The organism is Proteocatella sp. QWL-06, assembly GCF_058684135.1.
Window position 1 is genome coordinate 1,758,243 of the sequence record NZ_CM178755.1, and the last position, 21,493, is coordinate 1,779,735.

The 21,493-nt window shown below is 42.2% G+C and carries 18 protein-coding genes; 2 read left to right on the forward strand and 16 right to left on the reverse strand.

The annotated features are described in order from the left end of the window. Positions 1–3 precede the first annotated feature (3 nt). The 6 genes from AC4PGZ_RS08365 to AC4PGZ_RS08390 form a co-directional block, all read right to left on the reverse strand. Positions 4–3,162 (reverse strand): efflux RND transporter permease subunit, encoded by a 3,159-nt coding sequence (locus tag AC4PGZ_RS08365; RefSeq protein ID WP_492158186.1) that lies wholly within the window; start codon positions 3,160–3,162, stop codon positions 4–6. Positions 3,163–3,174: 12 nt separating this feature from the next. Then, positions 3,175–4,467, reverse strand: coding sequence for an efflux RND transporter periplasmic adaptor subunit (locus AC4PGZ_RS08370; protein ID WP_492158187.1), 1,293 nt, complete (start codon positions 4,465–4,467; stop codon positions 3,175–3,177). Between the two features lie 43 nt (positions 4,468–4,510). Next, positions 4,511–5,968: a sensor histidine kinase gene (locus tag AC4PGZ_RS08375; RefSeq protein WP_492158188.1), complete on the reverse strand. Its 1,458-nt coding sequence runs from the start codon at positions 5,966–5,968 to the stop codon at positions 4,511–4,513. Next, positions 5,958–6,677, reverse strand: a complete 720-nt coding sequence (locus AC4PGZ_RS08380; protein WP_492158189.1) for a response regulator transcription factor — start codon at positions 6,675–6,677, stop codon at positions 5,958–5,960. Before AC4PGZ_RS08380 ends, AC4PGZ_RS08375 begins: the two co-directional genes overlap by 11 nt. 37 nt (positions 6,678–6,714) lie before the next feature. Beyond that, positions 6,715–8,049, reverse strand: a complete 1,335-nt coding sequence (locus tag AC4PGZ_RS08385) for a hypothetical protein (RefSeq protein ID WP_492158190.1) — start codon at positions 8,047–8,049, stop codon at positions 6,715–6,717. Between the two features lie 102 nt (positions 8,050–8,151). After that, entirely contained in the window at positions 8,152–9,405 is a 1,254-nt protein-coding gene (locus tag AC4PGZ_RS08390) for a DEAD/DEAH box helicase (protein ID WP_492158191.1), read from the reverse strand. 359 nt (positions 9,406–9,764) lie between these two features. On the opposite strand from AC4PGZ_RS08390, the gene AC4PGZ_RS08395 reads away from it, so the two are divergent. Beyond that, complete coding sequence (locus AC4PGZ_RS08395; protein WP_492158192.1) at positions 9,765–11,156, forward strand: alanine/glycine:cation symporter family protein; 1,392 nt, start codon at positions 9,765–9,767, stop codon at positions 11,154–11,156. Between the two features lie 147 nt (positions 11,157–11,303). Beyond that, positions 11,304–12,653 (forward strand): UDP-N-acetylmuramate--L-alanine ligase, encoded by a 1,350-nt coding sequence (gene murC, locus AC4PGZ_RS08400; protein ID WP_492158193.1) that lies wholly within the window; start codon positions 11,304–11,306, stop codon positions 12,651–12,653. Positions 12,654–12,719: 66 nt separating this feature from the next. On the opposite strand, the gene mnmL is transcribed toward murC, so the two are convergent. The 10 genes from mnmL to grdH form a co-directional block, all read right to left on the reverse strand. Continuing rightward, positions 12,720–13,661, reverse strand: coding sequence for a tRNA modification radical SAM protein MnmL/YtqA (mnmL, locus tag AC4PGZ_RS08405; protein ID WP_492158194.1), 942 nt, complete (start codon positions 13,659–13,661; stop codon positions 12,720–12,722). Between the two features lie 11 nt (positions 13,662–13,672). Continuing rightward, positions 13,673–14,410 carry an RsmE family RNA methyltransferase gene (locus AC4PGZ_RS08410; RefSeq protein WP_492158195.1) on the reverse strand — a complete coding sequence of 246 codons (738 nt, stop codon included), beginning with the start codon at positions 14,408–14,410 and terminating at the stop codon, positions 13,673–13,675. 17 nt (positions 14,411–14,427) lie between these two features. Then, the gene (gene prmA / locus AC4PGZ_RS08415) at positions 14,428–15,372 is read right to left on the reverse strand and encodes a 50S ribosomal protein L11 methyltransferase (protein WP_492158196.1); all 945 of its coding nucleotides are present in this window, start codon (positions 15,370–15,372) and stop codon (positions 14,428–14,430) included. Between the two features lie 128 nt (positions 15,373–15,500). Further along, on the reverse strand, positions 15,501–16,463 hold the full coding sequence (locus AC4PGZ_RS08420) for an L-threonine 3-dehydrogenase (RefSeq protein ID WP_492158197.1): 963 nt from the start codon (positions 16,461–16,463) through the stop codon (positions 15,501–15,503). A gap of 23 nt (positions 16,464–16,486) precedes the next feature. Next, positions 16,487–16,939: a signal peptidase II gene (lspA, locus tag AC4PGZ_RS08425; protein WP_492158198.1), complete on the reverse strand. Its 453-nt coding sequence runs from the start codon at positions 16,937–16,939 to the stop codon at positions 16,487–16,489. Positions 16,940–16,957: 18 nt separating this feature from the next. After that, a complete protein-coding gene (gene trpS / locus AC4PGZ_RS08430; protein ID WP_492158199.1) occupies positions 16,958–17,962 on the reverse strand; it encodes a tryptophan--tRNA ligase in 1,005 nt (334 codons plus the stop codon). A gap of 18 nt (positions 17,963–17,980) precedes the next feature. After that, positions 17,981–18,667, reverse strand: coding sequence for a TetR/AcrR family transcriptional regulator (locus AC4PGZ_RS08435; protein ID WP_492158200.1), 687 nt, complete (start codon positions 18,665–18,667; stop codon positions 17,981–17,983). A 138-nt stretch (positions 18,668–18,805) separates the two neighbouring features. Beyond that, the gene (locus tag AC4PGZ_RS08440) at positions 18,806–19,486 is read right to left on the reverse strand and encodes a TetR/AcrR family transcriptional regulator (protein ID WP_492158201.1); all 681 of its coding nucleotides are present in this window, start codon (positions 19,484–19,486) and stop codon (positions 18,806–18,808) included. Positions 19,487–19,624: 138 nt separating this feature from the next. Continuing rightward, positions 19,625–20,095 (reverse strand): glycine/sarcosine/betaine reductase complex selenoprotein A, encoded by a 471-nt coding sequence (gene grdA / locus AC4PGZ_RS08445; protein WP_492157991.1) that lies wholly within the window; start codon positions 20,093–20,095, stop codon positions 19,625–19,627. Between the two features lie 77 nt (positions 20,096–20,172). Further along, positions 20,173–21,483, reverse strand: coding sequence for a betaine reductase selenoprotein B (gene grdH, locus AC4PGZ_RS08450; protein ID WP_492158202.1), 1,311 nt, complete (start codon positions 21,481–21,483; stop codon positions 20,173–20,175). Positions 21,484–21,493 lie beyond the last annotated feature (10 nt).

The window sequence follows — 21,493 nt, forward strand, 5'->3', positions numbered from 1 at the left end:
ATTTTAAAGCCTTTCACCTTCAAGGCTTGTGGTTTTTGAATTTGATTTGAACAGTCTGCCTCTTACTTTTTCCTGAAGGTCATCCAGTATATAGTACATGACTGGCACTATCACAAGTGTGAGCACTGTAGAGAATGTAAGTCCTCCTATGACAACAGCTGAAAGCGAAGACTGCATCTCTGCTCCCTGTGCCCTGCTGAAGAACAGCGGTATAAGTCCAATTATGGTAGTAAGCGCCGTCATCAGGATTGGCTTGAGCCTTGTAAGCCCGGACTGGATTATCGCCTCTCTCTTATTTATTCCTCTGCCTCTGAGCGTATTAATATAATCGACAAGCACTATACTGTTGTTTACTACTATCCCGACAAGGACTATGACCCCTATGAACGTGATTATGCTTATAGGCTTGTCTGTCAGGAATATCAGCATGAGTGATCCCGAAAGCGCAAAAGGAATTGAGAACATTATTATGAAAGGATAAAGCAGCGATTCAAACTGCATTGCCATTACGATATATACGAGCAGTATCGAAAGCACAAGCATCAGAGCCAGAGATTCAAAGGATTCCATCATCATATCATACTGTCCTCCAGTTGAGGATCTGTATCCCTCAGGAAACTCATAGCTGTCCAGAGCTTTCTGAACGTCCTCATTCACAGTCTTGATGTCTCTGTCGTATACCTCAGCGGTTATTGTTATAGCTCGCTGCTTGTTTTCTCTCGTTATTACGCTTGGCCCTTTTTCCATATATATTTCTGCCAGAGATCCAAGCGGAACATAAGAGCCGTTCATAAGCTGTATGGAGATGTTCTTTATGTCTTCAGAATTCCTGTAGTAGCCTTCCTTTATCTTGACCCTTACATCGATTTCCTCGCCATCTCTGCTGAGCTCTGTCGCCACGGTTCCGTCTACGGAATTTCTTACGACAGTCGCTATCTGAGCTGCTGTCATTCCATAGGAAGCTGCCTTTGCCTTGTCAACCTCTATCTGCAGCTCAGGAGATCCGTCCGAGATGCTGCTTTTTATACCTCTGACACCCTCAACCCCGGTCATTATTCTTTCTATATCTGCAGATATTTCTCTGAGCCTGTCCATGTCATCACCATAAATATTGAGCGAAACTCCTGCCTGTGATGAGGTTCCCATTCCCATCGACTGGGTCTGAGTCACGTTTATGTCACAGCCTGCGATATCTGCCGCAAATCTCCTGATCTGCTCAGCGACATCTGCGGTGCTGTTTTTTCTCTCCTTCTGGTCAGTAAGGACAACCGTTATGCTTGCTGCGTTCGCTGAGCTTACTCCCATTCCGGACGCTGCACCGGTTACCGCGGAAATCTTGTCTATGTCCTGATTTCCCATCAGATATTTTTCTACCTTTCTGACTACCCGGTCTGTTTCCTCCAGCCCGGTACCCTTTGGCATCTCTATCGCTATATCTATCTTACCCTCGTCTGCCTGAGGTATGAATTCCGCCCCCATGAATGGTATCAGAGTGAGCGAGCCTGTGAATATTATCAGGGCAGCCGCGACTGCTTTCTTCCTGTTATCCACAGCATATTCAAGTATCTGTCTGTAAAACTCCGTAAAGGAGGCGAATCCCATGTCAAACATTCCTAGTGCTTTTGTAATGACATTTGATTTGTATTTCACTGAGCCGTCCGGGTTTCCAAGCCCCATAGCCTCTTTCTTGCTGTCTATGCCAAGCATTATATAGCAGAGCAGAGGTATTACGGTTAGCGAAACCACCAGCGAGGTCGCAAGCGAAAAGCTCACGGTCATTGCAAGCTCCTTGAATATCTTTGCTGCAAATCCGCTGAGGAATATTATAGGAAGGAATACTACTACGCTCGTCGCAGTGGAGGCTATTACCGCAGAGCTTATCTCTGCAGTTCCCTTTGTCGCAGAATCAAATCTGTCATATCCCATGGTGTGATATCTGTATATATTCTCAAGCACTACTATCGCATTGTCAACAAGCATACCTATTCCAAGCGCCAGTCCTCCCAGCGAAATCATGTTAAGGGTTATCCCTGAAAAATATATGAGTATGAGCGTTGCGATTACTGATATCGGGATTGCCGAGCCTATGGATACAGCCATCTTGAAGTTCTTGAGGAAAAGCCAGAGAATGGCTATCGCCAGAAGTCCTCCTGATACTGCATTCGAAAACACGGTGTTGAGGACCATTTCTATGAACTGCGCCTGGTCAAAGAGTATGACCATCTCGACGCGGTCTTCTGCGTCCGTTATTTCTTTCATTTCTTTTTTTATATTGTTGATTACCTGTACGGTATTTGCAGTGCTCTGCTTCTGTACAGATATCATTACGGATTCTTCTCCATTCAGCCTCGAGATTGCCGTTTTTTCCTTTGAGGTCTCGTTTACATGCGCAATATCAGAAAGCCTTATCTGTGCTCCTGAAGGAAGGCTTATTGGAAGGTTTCTGATATCATCTACTGATCTGAATTTTGAGACAGACCTTATGATCATGTCCTTTTCTCCATAGGAGGTCTTTCCTCCTGGAATGTTGTTGTTTTCAGCCTGAAGCATCCCTGCAATCTGGCTCTGGCTCACGCCGTATCCAATAAGCTTCTCCGGCATCAGCTCGACCTGGATCTCTCTCTCATCCTTGCCCTCTACAGATACGGAGGCCACTCCTGCTACTCTTTCGATCTTCTGCTTTATATTGTCATCCACAAAGCTTCCCAGCTTTTCAGAAGGCATGTCAGATGAGACGCTTATATACAGTATGGGCGCCATAGAAGGGTCAAATTTCAGCACCATGGGATCAGACACTCCTTCAGGAAGGAAGCCCTTGACCATATCTATCTTCTCTCTCATCTGAAGAGTGGCAAAATCCATGTCGGTGCCGTCTTCAAACTCGACCATTATAACCGAGCTGCCATCCTGAGACTGTGATGTTATGTTCTTGAGATTGCTCACAGACCCTATGGCATCTTCAAGCGGCTTTGTAACCATATTTTCTACTTCATAAGGACCAGAGCCGCTGTACTGAGTCATTACTGCGGCATATGTCAGTCCAAAGTTTGGAAGCAGGTCAAGCGGCAGTTTTGAAAGTGAAACTGCTCCAAACAGAATTATTATAACTATCGACATGAAGACCGTTACCGGCCTCCTGATAGAGAACTTGGTTAAATTCATTGCTGCTCCTTCCTATTCAGTCACTACTCTCACTGAATCTCCGTCGTCAAGATAATCCTGTCCCCTGAAAATAACTTGCTCTCCCACTTTAAGTCCTGTTGATATAACAAGGACTTCACCGTTGTCTGCACCTGATGTGACCTTTCTTTTGCTTGCCTTGCCGTCACTGCCCAGAACAAACACATAGCTTTCTTCGCCATCCCTTATTACAGTATCTATAGGTAGCGTTATTGCATTATCAATTGCTTTGTCAAATATCTTTATGCTTGCATACATGCCGGGCTTTATCAATGTGCTGCTGTTATCCACAGAAAGTTTTACCTGATAAAGACCGCTCGCAGGATCTACCGAAGCTCCTACCCCTTCGATTCTGGCATTGAATTCCCTCTCTGGCAGTACATCGAACTTAACCTTGCATACTGAATTCTCGCTTATACTTGCAACGTTTTCTTCTGTGACCCAAAGATCAAGAACTATCTTTCTGTAGTCTACTACAGTCATAGCTATTCCCTGTGCTCCAGCTATCTTTCCTACCTCGACCTTGCTTACGCCAATCTCTCCATCTATGTCGGCTCTTACTATCATGTCGTCATGCTGTTTTTTTGCACTCTCATATCCAGCCTCAGCCTGCTTTAGCTGCGCCTGGGCGATATTTGAGCTTATCGGCTTTATCTCCTGCACATACAAGTCATGGCTCTTTTTTGCGGTTTCATACTGAGTCTTCAGAAGCGCCAGTCCGTTTTCAATCTGCTCAAAATCTTTTTTGCTGACTCCGCCGCTTTCATAAAGCGTCTTAATCCTGTCGTAATTTACTCTGGCATCTTCATAATTTATCCTTGCTGATTCCATCGCTGCCTTAAGCTGCTGAAGCTGCTGCTCCGAGGCTGCTCCCGAGGCATTTCTTGAGTTGTTTTCTGCAATCTCATACCCTGCTTCAGCCTGCTTGAGCTGTGAATCAATGTCTTCTGTACTCATCACAAAAAGCACGTCTCCTTTTTTTACGCTCTGGCCTGGCTTTACATTTATCTTTTCAACAGTTGCCGGTATCTTTGGCACTATCACCGATTCTCTTTCCGGTTTTGCAGTTCCGAATATCTCAATATATTCTTCAAATCCCGTTTCTTTTGCAGTCATTACAGATACCGGGATAGAGTTATCTACTTCCTCATCCTTGCTGCTCAGCATATTTATTCCGATCCTTACTGCAAATGCAATGAATATAACGGCAAGGATCACAGTCATTATCTTTTTGTTCTTTGCGCTCATCTGAATCTTATCCTTATAGTCGTTTTTACTGTTCATCATCAGTTCCTCTTCTCACATATAATCCTGAATCCAAATTTTCCTGTTACTCTTCATCCTCCGCAGTGACTGCTGCAGGTATTATCACAGTTATGACCGTGCCCACCCCAAGCTGTGAGTCTATGAGCATGGTAGAATCGTGAAGCTTGAGTATCTCGTCCACAAGTGCCAGGCCAATTCCGCTTCCGGGAGAGTTCACATTCTCCTTGAAGAATTTTTCTTTAACTCTCTCGAGATTTTTCTCCGAGATTCCTATTCCATTGTCTTCTACCGTTATCCTTACATTATCTTCAAAACCTTCTACAGTGAGCGCAATCCTTCCGTTCTCTCCTATGAACTTAAGTGAGTTTGTGAGCAGATTTATAAATACCTGTCTCAGACGGTTGGCATCTCCGTTCACCATGGTATCCTCTCCAATGAGGGTGCAGGTGAAATCTATCCCCTTGGTTCTTGGAAGGAACTGCCTGTATACGCTGTTCACAAGCCTTTTTGGTGATATAAGCTGTTTATTTACCTTCATCGTCCTGGATTCAAGGCGGGAGAAATCAAGCAGCTCTTCTACTATGTCCTTGAGCCGCTCTGCCTCGCTGCATATTATCCTCAGGCCTATTTCTGCATCTGAGTCAGGCTCTACGCTTCCAAGAAGCAGAGTCTCTCCCCATCCTTTGATTGATGTCAGAGGCGTCCTGAGCTCGTGCGAAATCGATGATATGAAATCCTTCTTGACATTTTCGGTCTTGGTAATCTCCTCAGCCATATAGTTTAGTGTATCTGCGAGTTCTCCAATTTCATCCTCGTAATATTTTTCCGCTCTGATCTCAAAATCTCCGTCGGCCATTTCTCTTGCCACGGCGGTAAGCTTGTGTATAGGGTTTACGACTGACTTTGCTATAAGCACTGCCATCACTACGAGAAACACCAAAATTACGGCAGATACAGAGAGGCTTGCAATTACATATCTCTGTATGACTGCATCGATCTTCTCCATGGATACTGTATACCTTACAGCTCCGTCGATCATCCCGTATTTCATCAGCGGCCGCGATATGGACATCATTTTTTCGCCGGTATCGCTGTCAGAGTCTATATACGGCTCAAGCCTGTTGTCAAATGCAGCCTTTACGTCGGATGTGTCTATCTCTCTCAGGTCCGAAAACCCGTAAGAATCCATTATTACGTATCCGTTTTTATCAAGCACCTGCACAAGGAACTTTTTGTCGGATTCTCCAAGAAAATTCTCGAAAAGAAATCTTGCCTTTCCCTGCACATTTGAATAGCCCGCGTAATTGTTTATAAACTCTGATGTGACTATTACCCTGTCCTTGAGTATCTGCTCAACACCGCCATAGTAGTAGTTGGACACGAACACGATGAACGCCATCTCAATCATTGCTATCGTGAGCGCTACTATGGCTCCAAAGCTCAGGACTATCCTGTTTCTGATGGAGTTTTTGAAGCTCATGTCACTTATCAGGTTTTTAATTCTTAACTTGCTAGTTTTCATCCTCTTCCCACCTGTATCCAAATCCCCACACTGTCTTCAGATATGAAGGATTAGCCGGGTCTTCTTCTATTTTCTTTCGAATCCTTCTCATATTCACGTCAACTACCTTGAGGTCTCCAAAATAGTTTCTGCCCCATATTTCATTGAGAATATGATCCCTCGAAAGAGATTTTCCTTTATTTTTCATGAAAAGCTCAAGAATCTCAAATTCTTTTGGAGTGAGCTCGATTTCTTCCTTGTTTCTGAAGAATTTCCTGTCCTCCATGTCTATCTTGAATATTCCGCTCTTGATATATTTCTCATTCTCATCGCCATTTGCCAGAGAAAGCCTCCTTATAAGGGAGCGTACTCTCGCAATGAGCTCAGCCGGACTGAAGGGCTTGCTGATATAGTCATCTGCTCCATATTCCAGACCCATTACCTTGTCCTGCTCATGAGTCCTTGCCGTCAGCATTATTATTCCTATCTCATCGCTCTTTTCCCTGAGGTATCTGAGTACCTCAAATCCGTCTATCCCTGGAAGCATTACGTCAAGAAGCACCAGTCTTATATCTTCATTTTCTTCAAAAATTCGTATGGCTTCCTCTCCGCTGTCAGCCTCAAAAACTTCGAACGCCTCGTTTTTGAAGCCGAGGGCGCCTTCTCTCTTGAAGTTAAGCGTAATAAAGCTTCTTATAGCATATTCATCTTCAACAATCAGTATCTTCATGCCCGTCCTCTCTATCTGCATATAAAATATTAATCAATTATAAATTAGCTGGTTTTATCACTGTGGTGAGGTCCCTGGCGTCATATTTCATCCTGTCATAAAGGGTTCTCTCAGGATATTCCATATTTTCAGGCACATCCATTACTTTTGCGATCACAGCCATGCTTCCCATCTCCGTTATTAGCTGGTATTCTCCGAGAAGCGAATCAAGCTGGCTTTTTTCCACCTTTTTGACCACCATGAAAAGTACTTCTTTTTTTGCCTGCTGAGGCGAGAAGTATACAGATATCTGATCCTCTCCGGAAATCTTCTCTATGAAATAGTTGTTCTTGAAGCTCAGCGGGAAGGCTATGTTGATGTTCATGTCGATATCTTCATATACCTGAGACACCAGATCAAGCTCCAGCTTTTCGGTTATCTTATAGTAGTTTTTCACGAAGTTGTTTGCCGAGGAATTCTCACGGTCATATCTGTCTATTACCTGCATCTTTGCGACCTCTGTGATTCCGTCATCGTCTATATCCACGCTCTTTATAGGAGATGTCTGTATTATTTCCTTTATATCGCTGTCTCTGATTATGCTGAACAGCTTGCGGTCCTCGTAGACCACTACGTCTGTCTGGCCGTATGTCTGGTTTACATACATGTCCACGAAAAATGCCTTAGTCCTGTCATTTACTTTTCCAAATGAAATGCTGTAAACTTCATTTTCCTTCGGATACGATATTTCGCTTATCTTTACTGCATTGTTTCCATATACGTTGAATATTGAAACCCTGTTGTTATATTCCGTATCCGCAAAATCCGATATTACTATGTCCTGGAGCCCGTCCTCGTCAGCGTCCAGAACATCAAGCGCGAGATATCTCTCCTTGAATATCGATCTGAGGGTATTCTGCTCCTGAACATATATGTTCACTTCCTTATAAGGGTTCGTGATTCCGTAGTATCCTATTATTATCTCATCAAGTCCATCATTGTTCGTATCTATGACCTTATAATCCGCCACTTCAAAAACGTCAAGCTTTATGTCGGTTTTCCTCATCCATGTGTCATTTTCCTTATCCATGACTATCAGGCCGATTTTCCTTGTGTTCTTGTCTCTGTAAAGCGCAACAGCTTCTTTTTCTCCATCTCCGTCTATATCCTTGTTTATCAGGGAGCTTTCCTGCTTCATTCCTTTTACATAGGGCAGCACGATAAGGTCCGCATTCTGAGGAAGATAATTTAGCAGCGCATCATTGAGCTTTTTCTTTTCGATATTGAGTTCAGGAGGCTGTATTAGCTCTTCCGGAGTCTTGAGCACTCCGCAACCTCCAACCACGGTTGTAATCATCAACATAATCGTAAGCAAAGTAAAGATTTTCTTCATAAACTTGTCCTTTTCTGATTTTTATGCAATTGAATCACAGTGCTGATTAAAAATAAGGCATACGCAAAAAGACTAGAAATAAATCCTAATCTTTTCATGATTTTACTTTCTTTTCTTTCTTGTCTTCGCTCTTTTAGCCGGGTCCTGTTTTGGAGCAGTCCTGGTTTTTTTGAACTTTCTTTCTCTCGCAAGCTCGACTCTCATGTTTTTTATGTCATCAAAATTCAGCTTTGCTCTCTCGTAATCGCTTCTGTCGTACACCTTTGGTATGTTGAGCTTTACTGCCTTTTCTATTTTTGAAAGGTATTTTTCATCGTTCTCATCCACAAGCGTTACTGCAACGCCGTCTTCCTTCTGCCTTCCGGTTCTTCCTACTCTGTGTATATAATACTCAGTGTCTCTTGGCGTATCATAGTTGAAGACATGAGTGACGCCCTCTATGTCCATTCCTCTTGCCGCTATGTCCGTGGCAATGAGATATGGAAGCTTGAGGCTCCTGAATTTCTTCAGTATCTGCTCTCTCTTGTTCTGGCTGAGCTCTCCGTGAAGTACCTCGACATCGGTTATGCCTTTTTCGATCATGGCATCGTAGAGCTCCTTTGCCCTCTGCTTTGATCTTGCGAATATCATGGCCATGAACGGATTGTATATATCAAGAGCCATTATTAGGCTGTCCAGCCTTCTCTCCTCTGTCGTCTTTATGACAAGCTGCTTTATCTGGTCCAGCACGATTACTTCCGGATCTATCTCGATAGTTACGGGATTATTCATTATCCTTCTTGCAAGATGCTGAATGTTCTCCGGCATTGTGGCTGAAAACATCATTATCTGTATGTTCTCAGGAATCTTCGAGCTCAGGAGCTCAAGATCCTCCATGAAACCGTACGCAAGCATCTGATCCGCCTCGTCTATAACCATGTGCTTAAGATACTTGAAATTTATGGTTCCTCTTCTGAGGTGATCAAGTATCCTTCCCGGAGTGCCAACTACTATCTGCACCTTGTTTCTAAGCCTTGATATCTGGGACTCTATATTATGTCCGCCAAAAACTGAAACCACGCCTATGTCAAACGGCTCCGAAAGTATCCTGCAGACTTCGGTTATCTGATCTGCCAGCTCCCTTGTCGGAACTATTACAAGCGCCTGAGTATGTCTGTTGCCGCTGTCTATGAGGTTGAACACTGGAAGCAGGAACGCAAGAGTCTTGCCTGTGCCTGTCTGTGCCTTACCTATCAGGTCCCGCTTTGCAAGGATGAGAGGTATGGCCTTCTCCTGGATCTTCGTAGGCGTATGGATATAGTTCTTCTCCAGTACCTCCGCATATCTATCGTCAATCTTAAAATCTCTGAAATTCATCAATACACTTCCTTTATCTAATTTTTAAATGATCTGCACAATAATCTACCCTATATTATAACATATATAATGTACATTCATCAAAAAAATATTATTCCTTTTCAGGTAATTATACTATGCCGATTTAATCATCATAAAATCTTTATTTCTTAATTTTTGTGTTAAAATTCAATTTTTATTAATCAATTTTTTCCTATAAAATTACCCATTATGAAATTTTCGACGTTTATTTTTTCACAAGATTGAATTTTCTGAATTATGAACATTTTCGATTGCATAGCAAATTATGTCATGATATAATCAATTTAAATAAATTCTTATCGAATTTATAAATATATTTTTAAAGGAGGAATTATTATATGGAAGCATTACATGGTGCTATTTTATGGCTTAACGGTATTGTATGGGGTCCCCCAATGCTTATTCTGTTGTTTGGAACTCACTTGTACCTCACATTCAGACTTAAGTTTATTCAGAAGTACGTTTTCAAGGCAATCAAGCTGTCTGTAACCAAGGACGACTCAGGCGCTGGAGACATCAGCCAGTTCGGTGCTCTTGCAACAGCTCTTGCTGCAACAATCGGAACAGGTAACATCGTTGGGGTTGCTACTGCAGTTTCAATAGGTGGACCTGGAGCGGTACTATGGACATGGCTTACCGGACTTTTCGGTATAGCTACAAAATATTCAGAAGGTCTTCTTGCTGTTAAATACAGAGTTAAGACTTCAGACGGAACTATGCTCGGCGGACCAATGTATGCCCTTGAAAGAGGACTTAACATGAAGTGGCTGGGAGTGCTTTTTGCAATATTCACAGTTGTAGCGTCATTCGGTATAGGAAACATGACTCAGGCAAACTCAATAACTTCGATGCTTGAAGCATCATTCGGATTCAATCCGGTTATATCAGGAGTTATCATCACTATCGCTTCTGCTGTAGTTATACTTGGTGGAGTACAGTCTATAGCTAAGGTTTGCGAGGCACTTGTTCCTTTCATGGCACTGTTCTACATAGTCGGATGTGCCGTTATCCTCGTAATAAACGCTGCACTTATTCCTCAGGCATTTGCAACAATATTTGCTGCAGCCTTCACACCTCAGGCTGCTGCTGGAGGATTTGCCGGTTCTACAGTAATGCTTGCTATGAGATACGGTATCGCAAGAGGACTTTTCTCAAACGAAGCCGGTCTTGGATCTGCTCCTATAGCTGCTGCTGCTGCTCAGACTAAAAACCCTGTAAGACAGGCTCTTGTTTCTATGACAGGCGTTTTCTGGGATACTATAGTTGTTTGTCTTATGACAGGTCTAGTTCTTGTTACAAGTATACTTAAATTCCCTGACGCACTCGGCGGACTTACAGGTGCTGCACTTACATCTGCTGCATTTGGACAGATCAAAGGCGTTGGTCCATTTATACTTGCAATCGGTCTTGTTACATTCGCATTCTCTACAATACTTGGATGGTCATACTACGGCGAGAAAGCTTTTGAATATCTGTTTGGAAAGAAACTTGCAAAATACTACAGATTTGTATATGTTGCAATAGTAATGGTTGGTTCAGTAAGTGCAAACGCATTCGTATGGGACCTTTCAGATACATTCAACGCTATGATGGCTATACCAAACCTTGTTTGTCTTATACTTCTTGCTCCGGTTATCGTTTCCGAAACAAAGAAATACCTATGGGACAACAACCTGGATGCAGTTGACACAACTCCAATACCTGAAATAGGAACAAAGGAAGTTGTATAAATCAAAATAAAGGATATCAATATATCTGAACAGGAAGATGGCGTAATGCCATCTTCTCTTTTATTAAATCAAACTATACTCTTTTTTATACATATGATATAATTATCAAGTGAAATTTGTAAAATAATTAAAATCAAGGAGTTTATAATGAAGGTACATTTTATTGGTATTGGCGGAATAAGCATGAGCGGACTAGCTGTCATATGTCTGAATCTGGGATACTTAGTCAGCGGGTCAGACAGTGCTTCCAGTCATATGACTGAAAAGCTTGAAAAAATGGGTGCAAGAATCTCTATAGGGCAGTCTTCGGCTAACATAGATCCTTCCTTTGATCTTGTAGTGTACACAGCAGCTATAAGCTCTGAAAACGAAGAGCTTGTAGCATCAAGAAACCTTAATATACGCACTATAGACAGGGCTGAGTTTCTTGGATCCATTATGAGAAAATATGAGAGCTCCATTGCCATATCCGGCACTCATGGAAAGACATCAACTACATCTATGATTTCAACTATATATAACTATGCCGAAAAAGATCCCACAATACTTGTGGGTGGAAATCTTCCCGGCATAAGCGGAAATGTAAGGATCGGATCCGGCAGCTACTTCATAACCGAAGCATGTGAATATGTCGACAGCTTTCTTTCCCTTTATCCGAAATATGAGATCATACTTAATATCGAGGCCGACCACCTTGACTATTTCAGGGACATCGACCACATAATCGATTCATTTGGAAGATTCGCATCAAATACGAAGCCAGGTGGAAAAATAATTGCAAACGGAGATGACCCATGTGTAAGAAAGGCTCTTGCAAGATTTGACAATGTGGTATATTTTGGAACATATCCTGACAATCACTTTGTGATCAAAGACATAGACCTTCATAATGACTTCAGCTCATTCTGCATGGTATCCGGCAAAGATGATCTGGGAAAATTCACCATACAGACTCACGGAAGACATAATGTGCTCAACTCAGCAGCTGCAATACTGTGTTCATACCTGGATGGAATTGATAAAGAAATAATCAGAGAAGGAATATATTCATATACAGGTGTAGGCCGAAGATTTGAATACAAGGGCGAAAAAAACGGAATCAGGGTATATGATGACTATGCACATCATCCGTCTGAAATAAAAGCCACGCTTTCTGCAGCAAAGCCCCTTTTCAAAAAAAGGCTCTTCGCAGTTTTTCAGCCACATACATTTTCAAGGACCCATCTGCTTCTTGATGAATTCGCGGCGAGCTTTGAAAACTGCGACCACATAATTCTGGCGGATATTTATGCTTCAAGAGAGAAGGATACCGGACTAATCCATTCAAGAGACCTGGCCGAAAGAATAAAGCTGCACAGGGACAATGTTCATTATATAGGCAATTTTGACGATATAATAAAGTTTCTGCTTGAGAATCTGAAATCTGATGATATCGTCCTGACCATGGGCGCCGGCAATATAAACAATCTGGCCGAAAAACTCGTGACTCTGCTGTAATTATGACATATTTAACCATTTGAAAAAACATGAAACCCATTCAGGATTTCATGTTTTTTTTGATTTCTAAAGAAATTTCCTTACGGCCTTTCCATTGAGGTAATCACAGTATATACCCTGATAGAGTCCGTTATCTTCCATATATTTCTCAATCTCTTCCTTTATCTTCCACCACGACATTCCATAGTTGCAGAATAGAGTGTCTTCTTCCGGAGCTCTGCCTACCAGCCTCTGTATTACTATGTCTTTGCTCAGATAAGCAAGGAAAGTCGCCGTTCGCTTCACATAGTCATCTACCGTACCGATTTTTATTTCTCCGTCCGTGTACTGTCTGGCCATCTCTGTTTCCTTAACTATATAAAGAGAATGTATCTTTACTGAATTTATGCCGAGCGCACTTATTATCTTGGCAGTCTCTATCACATCATCCATATCGTCATAAGGCAGATCCAGTATCACATGAGCTACTATCTCGAAATCATATTTTCTGATTCTGTTTACAGCATCAATGAATTCTGCAAGCGTATGCCCTCTGTTTATTTTCATCAGAGTCCTATAATTTACAGTCTGAAGTCCAAGTTCTATAGAGATGTCTTTCTGATATGTCTCCTGTATCCTGGAAAGATATTCAAGATGCCTGTCGTTTACCGAATCCGGGCGCGTAGAAACTGATATCCCTACGACATCGTCGCGCAGTGATTTCATGATCATGCTTTCGAATTCATCAAACGGAAGGTACGTGTTTGTATAGTTCTGAAAATATGCGATAAATTTTGAAGAATTGTATTTTTTCCCTATATACTCGATATTTTTCTCAAGCTGATCCTCTACTGATATAGCATTTGAAAGGCTCTCGAATCCAGCTCCGGATTCACCACAGAATGTGCATCCGCTGTAGCCTACTTCTCCATCCCTGTTTGGACATGAAACTGGAACATTTATAGGTATCCTGTAAACTTTTTCCTTGTATTTCTTTTGAAGATATTCAGAATAATTTCTATATAGCATTTTAAATCTCCTTATTCAAACTCATAAGCCAGCACGGCAGCTCCATATATTGCTGCTGTTTCAGTCCTCAGAATGCGGTCTCCAAGGCTTACTGATTCTGCGCCTGCCTCACAAAGCGCAGCGCGCTCGCACTCTTCGAGGCCACCCTCCGGCCCTATTATTATTCCTGCAGAAACTGTTTTCTGTCCTGAGCTGGTGATTCTTCTCAGGCAGTCCTTAAGCATCAGATTGTCTTCTGATTCATAGAACAGTATATTTATCTGATTGGATTTCATGTCCTCAATTATCTCGTCTATCTCCATGGTATTTTCAATAGCAGGCACCGAAAGTCTCTTAGCCTGCTTGGAAGCTTCATGCGCTATCTTCTGCCATCTTGCTATCTTTTTGTCTTCTTTTTCAGATATGCTGCTGACGCATCGTTTCAGATCGCAGGGGACTATGCGGTAAACTCCAAGCTCTGTGGCTTTCTGAATTATGAGCTCCATCTTCTGGCCCTTTGGTATTCCCTGATATATGGTTATCCTGCAGTCAAGCTCACGTTTCTTTTTTATTTCTTCGATTATAGCAAGCTCGATTTCGGCTTTTGATATTTCCTTTATCTCGGCCAGGTATTCCTTATCCGGCCCCGCAATTATCTCAACCCGTTCTCCGGCTCTTAGCCTCATAACCTTTGTTATATGCTTTATTTCATCTGTATCCGTGATATATGCTCTGTCCTCAATACATCTGTCTGCAAAAAATCTGTCCAAGATATACCTCCCTGCAATTAGCTCTTTTTCTGTGCAGTTATCGCACACCATTCTCCCTTTGTCTCAACTTCTACTATCCTGAAGTTTTTCTCAAGCAGCCTTGCTTCTACCGCTGCCCGCTTTTCCTGTATTATTCCTGAAGAAATGAACAGTCCGTCATCTTTTATGAACGCTCTTACATCTTCGAGAAGTATCAGTATTATATCAGCCATTATGTTAGCCACTACTATATCTGCCTTTTCTCTGATTACATCGGTAAGGTTTCCATGAAGTATCTCTATTTTGTCCTGAAGATTGTTCAGCTCTACATTCTCAAGCGCGACCCTTACCGCTACGGGGTCCAGATCCACTCCTGTGGCTCTTTGCGCGCCAAGAAGCACTGCGGCCATAGAAAGTATTCCGCTTCCGCTTCCGATATCTATAACCGTGTCTCCCGATTTTAGATTTTTTTCTATCTGGTTTATGCACATGCTGGTAGTCTCATGGGTACCGGTTCCAAAGGCCATACCAGGATCTATCTCTATAACGATTTCACCTTCTTGCGGACTATACTCTTCCCATTCCGGTTTTACTACTATCCTGTCAGTGACATGTACAGGCTTGAAATACTGCTTCCATGCCGATTCCCAGTCTTCCTGGTTTACATTGCTCAGTTCTACGGTTCCACTTCCAATGCTAAGGCCAAACTCCGTAAGGTTCCTTATTTTCTCCCTTATTACGGCTATTTTTTCGGGAAGATTGGTTTCCTCCTCAGAAAAATACGCCATTATCTTGGTTTCTTCTGTGTCGTTCTCCAGAAGCTTTTCGTCTATATAATCCCAGTAGAGTTCATCCTCTCTGAGCCTCTCTACATCGACGGGCTCATCTATGGCAACGCCCTGTGCTCCCAGTCCATATAATATATCAGTCACAGCTTCCACTGCCTGAGGGTCTACTTTTATCAGTACTTCAGTCCATTTCATCGTTTACACCTTTTTTCTAATATTTATAATTATTATACCATATTAATGAAATATAAAAAACAATAATTCCAGCAGTATAATATGCTGGAATTAAATGTTATGTCATTAGTAAATATATTTAAAGTTTTTTATTTATATGATTTTCCAAGTTTTTCCGCGAGCTTTTCAAGCATGTCAGCTGTCATCTTCGCTATGTCATATTCCGGCTTCCATACCCATTCTGCACGGGCTGCGCTGTCATCTAGCGAATTTGGCCATGAGTCTGCTATTTCCTGCCTTACAGGATCAACAGCATAGTCAAGCCTGAAATCCGGGATATGCTTCATGATCTCTGCTGCAAGATCTTCGGGTGCAAAGCTCATTGCCGCTATATTGAATGCGTTTCTGTGTATGAGCTTTGATGGATCCGCTTCCATAAGATCAAGAATGGATTTTATTGCATCAGGCATATACATCATGTCCATCTTAGTTCCCTGTGCAATATATGACGTGTATTTTCTGTTTTTTATAGCCTCATAGTATATATGCACAGCATAGTCAGTGGTTCCTCCGCCTGGAAGCGCTTTATAGGAAATCAGTCCTGGAAATCTGACTCCCCTTGTGTCTACTCCATATCTCTGATGATAATAATCACAAAGCAGTTCTCCCGCAACCTTTGTTACGCCGTACATGGTGGTCGGTCTCTGAATCGTATCCTGCGGGGTCATGTCTTTAGGAGTTGAAGGCCCGAATGCAGCTATGGAGCTTGGCGTGAATACTCCTGATCCGGTCTCTCTTGCAACCTCAAGTACATTAAAGAGCCCGTTCATGTTGATGTCATATGCAAGCTGTGGCTTGCTCTCTCCTACTGCAGAGAGTATAGCTGCAAGATGCACTATCTGATTTATGTCATGCTTTCTGCATACCTCTCCCAGCTTCTTTGCATCGAGAACGTCTACAGATTCATAAACGCCTGTTTCTCTTATAAAATCAGGGCAGTCGGGCTCTATTGAGCTCGCAATTACATTTTCGTTTCCGTATACGCCTCTGAGCGTCATTATAAGTTCCGTGCCAATCTGGCCAAGTCCACCTGTTACAAGTATCTTCTTCATATGATTCTATCCTTTTTTGATTCTTACTTATCGTTATCAAATTTCAATATATAGAAAATCAAAGCTGCAGTCCCGCAGACCACATAACAGTCTGCAACATTAAATACAAATTTCCAGAGGCCTCTGAAGTCTATCATGTCTGTCACAAACCCGTATACGGATCTGTCTATGAGATTTCCTACAGCCCCGGCAATTATAAGTGTCACCAGGATGTTTAAAAACCCAGCACGGCTGTTATTTCTCTGAGATCTGGCATAGCCCACAAGAAGCACTATCGCCAGAACTGTGACCGCCAGGAAAAGAGTGGTCTTTCCTGAAAGTATGCCAAATGCTGCTCCTCGATTTTCCACATATGTAAGATGGAAAAAATCCGGTATTACAGGAATGCTCCCACTGAATGCCAGTACATTCCTTGACCAGAGCTTTGTAAGCTGATCAAGTATTAGAAGCAGTAAAGCTATTAATATATATATCATATATATTGTGTCTCCTGACTATATTCGTTTTTTTGGTATGAATCCTATCTTCCTGTATACCTTGCTCAGCATTTTTGAAGCTACGGCTTCTGCCTTCTGCGCTCCCTCTGAATATATGCCCTCAAGATAGGTCTTGTCGCCCAGGTATTCAAGTGCTTTTTCTCTTACAGGTCTGAGGCCTTCCGCTATTATTTCTGCGGCATCACTTTTGAACTCGCCATAGCCTTTTCCCTGATATCTGAGCGCAATTTCCTGAGGAGAAGCGTTTTCGAATTTTGAACATATCTCAAGCAGGTTCTTTATGCCAGGCTGGTCCTGAGAGTAGTTTACCTCGCCTATAGAATCCGTCACGGCTCTCTTAACTTTCTTTATTATTACATCATGGCTGTCCATGAGACTTATATACCCGTTTTCATTCTCGTCTGACTTGCTCATCTTCTTTGTCGGATCCTGAAGGCTCATTATCCTTGCTCCTACCTTTGGAGTATAAACCTCAGGTATCTTGAATGTATCAGAGTATCTGTTATTGAATCTCTGAGCAAGGTCTCTGGAGAGCTCCAGATGCTGCTTCTGATCCTCTCCTACAGGAACAAGGTCTGTTGAGTAGAGAAGTATGTCAGAGGCCATAAGCACCGGATATGTGAACAGAGCCGAATTGAGATTTTCTCCGCCCTTTGCTGATTTATCCTTGTACTGCGTCATTCTTCCAAGCTCTCCCATATAGGTCATAGTCTGAAGGACCCATGAAAGCTCCACATGCTGTGGCACATGAGACTGAATGAACACAGTGCTCTTTTCAGGATCTATCCCTGCCGCAAGATACTGAGACAGAAGCAGAAGCGTATTTTCTCTCAGATCTTTTGGAACCTGAGGCACCGTAATCGCGTGCATGTCTACTATACAGTAATAATTCTGATATTCATCCTGAAGCTCAACCCAGTTTGAAAGAGCTCCAAGGTAGTTTCCAAGTGTTATTTTTCCCGAAGGTTGTATTCCGCTGAAAATTATTTTTTTATCTGACATTTAAGCCTCCTTTTGCATTTATTTAATTCTATACTTTTTGATTATATTTGACAAGTATTTATTGATTTTGTCATTTGCCTCACCCGGGTCAAGCTCATCATGTATAACCCTGTAAAGAAAACTTTCGTAGACATATGTCATAATGTCATTAAGCTCTATGCCGTCCTCTTTCGTAAAATAGCCTTCATCTATGCATTTTTTGATGGATATGCTGCCTCTTGAGAAAAGGTCAGTCTCTCTGACCATTGTAGCTATGTCATCGTCCATATCAGATGTGTCTATAGGAAACAGCTCATAATAATCTCTCATGTACTGATCTATCGAATTGGAGACCTTTGCAAAAAAAATGGAGTAGAAGTTCTGAGGATGCAGGAAGGAGTTTCTGTAAAAGCATTCAGCTACTAAAATATATCTTTGTATAGGGTCTTTTACATTCCTCAGGCATTTTGGAAGCTGATCCACGTATTCCTGGAAATAATCCATTGACGCGAAAAGAAGCAGATGATCGAGATTTTCAAAGTAATTGTAGAGAGTCGCGCTGTTGTAGCCTGCGATATCCGCTACCTTCCTTATAGTTACCGACTGCAACCCCTCTTCCTCCTGGATCTGCTTTACAGCATCTATGAAGTACTTGATTATCCTCTTCTTCTGTATATATTTCTTGTCATTCATTTTTGATTCTGCGCTGTTTATATCAATGTCCATTTGACAGTTGCCTCCAATAGCAATTATTATATTTTTATTATAACATTAAATGTTCACATTTCAACATCTTAGTTGAGCGAAATGCAAAAAACTGATGGATCATAAATATCATATCCATCAGCTTTAAACCTGCCTTACTTATATCAATCTGTATTTTTCAACTATGCTGTCTATATATCTCATTATTTCCGTCTCAGCCGTCTCGGGATCGAGCCCGTTGTGAATGACTCTGAATAGAAAGCTCTCAAAAACATATGTTATGATGTCATTTACCACATAGCCTTCCTTCTCACTGAAATATCCCTGCTTTATGCACTCTCTCGCAGTAATATTACCTCTGCTGAACAAATCTCTTTCCGACATCATCGCCTTTATGTCCTCGCTCATTCCGCTCTTGTCAAGCGGATATAGCCTGTAGTAGTCATCTATATAATCCCTGGTCCGCTCGCCTTCCTTAGCAAGGAATATGGCATAGTAGTTATTGGGATATCTGAAGGCATGCATGAGAAAGCAGTCCCAGATTATCTTATATCTCTCCAGTGAATCTGTTTTGTCTTTAAGGCGAAGAGGAAGCTCTTCTATATACTCCCTGAAATACTCCATGGAAGCAAAGAATATAAGATGCTCCAGATTATCAAAATAATTGTATATAGTAGCGCTGTTATAACCGGCTATGTCTGCAACTTTTCTTATATTTACAGAATCAAGGCCTTCTTCTTCCTGAATCTGCTTTACCGCGTCTATGAAATATCTTACAGTTCGTCTCTTCTGCAGAAGCTTTTTGCTGCTTACGTACGTTTTTAAAACTTTTTTTTCCATAAAAAACCTCCACCTGAAATAAATTCCTATAACAATTATATCACTATGATTATTTTTTTCAATCGACAATTTAGGGCATGAAAAAACCTTCAGGGAAATCATTATTTTCCCTGAAGGCTCTTCCCTTTAAGTATTGAATTAGAATTTACAGAATTCGCTTCTGATGTTTCTCATTTCTTCTACTATTTCGTCAACATTCAGTACCATTTCCATCATTCCAATCTGATCTTCAAATACGTCTGCATCTACAGCGTCCTTGAACTCAGGCTCTACTACGTGGTATACAGCAAGGCCAAGCGCTACTCCCGCTAAAGGACCTGCAAATGTTGGATCTCCGGCTGTTACTGTTTCAGCTGCCAGACCAGCAGCTTCGGCTTCTGATGCACCTATTAATACCATTACGTTTTCTGCGCCAAACTCGTCAGCAGCATCTTTTACACGTTTCTGGTTCTCAAGGTCCATCGCCCCAGCAGCAGTTCAGACAAAACATTCTGTAGATGAGTATATTACCTCTGCATCTTTTCCTTTTACACATTCTTCTATGGCAGGACCCGGAATTCCGTCACGGTCGCCAATGATTATTAATTTTTTTCCTTCGAAAAAGCTCATCGCTTACCTCCTGAAATGTATTTTGAATATAATTATATCATATATTTCTATAATCTCAATAAGAATTATTTATAATGTTAGATTTTAACCTTAAATACCGTCTGTCCCTCGACATCTGCCGTCAGGGCGTCAAGCGCCACGTTAACCCTGTGATATCTCAGCTTCCACTGTTCTTCCTTAGGTGTATTCGGATTTCCAAGTGGATACGGTATCGATATCGTAGGCACTATCCTGTTTGCTCCCACTGTCTCTGATACCGGGATTATGTTGCACATGTGTACTATCGGCATTCCTGCTTTTTCAATTTCTTTTACCATCGTTGCTCCGCAACGAGTACAGGTGCCTCATGTTGAAACCATTATCACGCCGTCTACATCATCTTCCTTAAGCTTTTCAAGGATTTCCCTCGCCATTCTTGAGGCTTCTGCCTGGGTGGTTCCTGTTCCTACGGTAGTGTATACATATGGATGCAGAGAGCCGAATTTACCTTCTTTCTCAAGTACCTTTAGAACGTCTACCGGAGCTATTACGTTTGGATCTGCATCTGCTGCCGCAGGGTCAAATCCCGCATGTATTGTCTTGAACTTGCCGCCTTCAAGTCTTTCCATCCCCTCCACGGAGTATCTTCCCCATCTTGTGGCTGATGCTGACTGTATCCTGTCCGGGTTGTCCACAGGAACTATCCCTCCGGTGTTAAGAAGCGCTATCCTTGCCTTTGAAAGGTCTTTTATCGGTGCAGCTACTGGCACAAGCTCTTTCTGCGGTATGATGAGCTCTGTTTTGTACTCTTCATTGTTCAGCTTCCTGATTAGCATGTCTACGCCTCTTCTTGCCGCTGTCACGCCGTCTTCTCTCCATACCTGATGCCTTATCCCTCTTTCAAAGTAGCCTTCCTCTGATGCCGGAAGGAGCTCTGCTCCTGAAAGCAGCTTGTTCGCATATGCTGCCATTATCTTAACATCGCTTCTCAGCTTCGCTGCGCTCTTGCCTCCGATGAATATTGGCATGTCCTTTCTGAACATCTCTACTCCGGGGTTTTCCTCATGCATTGAGGTTATGACAGGAACATTGAATTTTTCCTTTACCGCCTTGCATATGGTTCCGCATGCAAAGCCATATCTTCCTGCCTGGAAGGCCGGTCCTGCTATGAACAGGTCAAATTCCTTGTCCTCGAGAAATCCCAGTATGATCTCTACCGCTTCCTTTTCTCTGGATCCCATGAAGTTGTCTCCGCATACTATCGTATGAGTGATTTCGGCATCAAGGAGCTCATTCATTGCCATTGCCGGTCCTATAACTCCCTCTGATATCTGCGGCGCGTAGTCAGCCTTGTCCTCGCCTCCGATTCCTGCGAAAAACTGATTTATATAGTGTATGGCTTTTTTCATCTCATATCCT

Excerpts from the sequence above, each read along its gene's own strand:
- mnmL (WP_492158194.1), bottom strand. The coding sequence starts at position 13,661 with ATGCTATATAGAAATTATTCTGAATATCTTCAAAAGAAATACAAGGAA.
- AC4PGZ_RS08380 (WP_492158189.1), bottom strand. The coding sequence starts at position 6,677 with ATGAAGATACTGATTGTTGAAGATGAATATGCTATAAGAAGCTTTATT.
- AC4PGZ_RS08390 (WP_492158191.1), bottom strand. The coding sequence starts at position 9,405 with ATGAATTTCAGAGATTTTAAGATTGACGATAGATATGCGGAGGTACTG.
- AC4PGZ_RS08395 (WP_492158192.1), top strand. The coding sequence starts at position 9,765 with ATGGAAGCATTACATGGTGCTATTTTATGGCTTAACGGTATTGTATGG.
- AC4PGZ_RS08370 (WP_492158187.1), bottom strand. The coding sequence starts at position 4,467 with ATGATGAACAGTAAAAACGACTATAAGGATAAGATTCAGATGAGCGCA.
- lspA (WP_492158198.1), bottom strand. The coding sequence starts at position 16,939 with ATGATATATATATTAATAGCTTTACTGCTTCTAATACTTGATCAGCTT.
- AC4PGZ_RS08365 (WP_492158186.1), bottom strand. The coding sequence starts at position 3,162 with ATGAATTTAACCAAGTTCTCTATCAGGAGGCCGGTAACGGTCTTCATG.
- trpS (WP_492158199.1), bottom strand. The coding sequence starts at position 17,962 with ATGTCAGATAAAAAAATAATTTTCAGCGGAATACAACCTTCGGGAAAA.
- AC4PGZ_RS08440 (WP_492158201.1), bottom strand. The coding sequence starts at position 19,486 with ATGGAAAAAAAAGTTTTAAAAACGTACGTAAGCAGCAAAAAGCTTCTG.
- AC4PGZ_RS08420 (WP_492158197.1), bottom strand. The coding sequence starts at position 16,463 with ATGAAGAAGATACTTGTAACAGGTGGACTTGGCCAGATTGGCACGGAA.
- AC4PGZ_RS08385 (WP_492158190.1), bottom strand. The coding sequence starts at position 8,049 with ATGAAGAAAATCTTTACTTTGCTTACGATTATGTTGATGATTACAACC.
- AC4PGZ_RS08375 (WP_492158188.1), bottom strand. The coding sequence starts at position 5,968 with ATGAAAACTAGCAAGTTAAGAATTAAAAACCTGATAAGTGACATGAGC.
- murC (WP_492158193.1), top strand. The coding sequence starts at position 11,304 with ATGAAGGTACATTTTATTGGTATTGGCGGAATAAGCATGAGCGGACTA.
- AC4PGZ_RS08435 (WP_492158200.1), bottom strand. The coding sequence starts at position 18,667 with ATGGACATTGATATAAACAGCGCAGAATCAAAAATGAATGACAAGAAA.
- prmA (WP_492158196.1), bottom strand. The coding sequence starts at position 15,372 with ATGAAATGGACTGAAGTACTGATAAAAGTAGACCCTCAGGCAGTGGAA.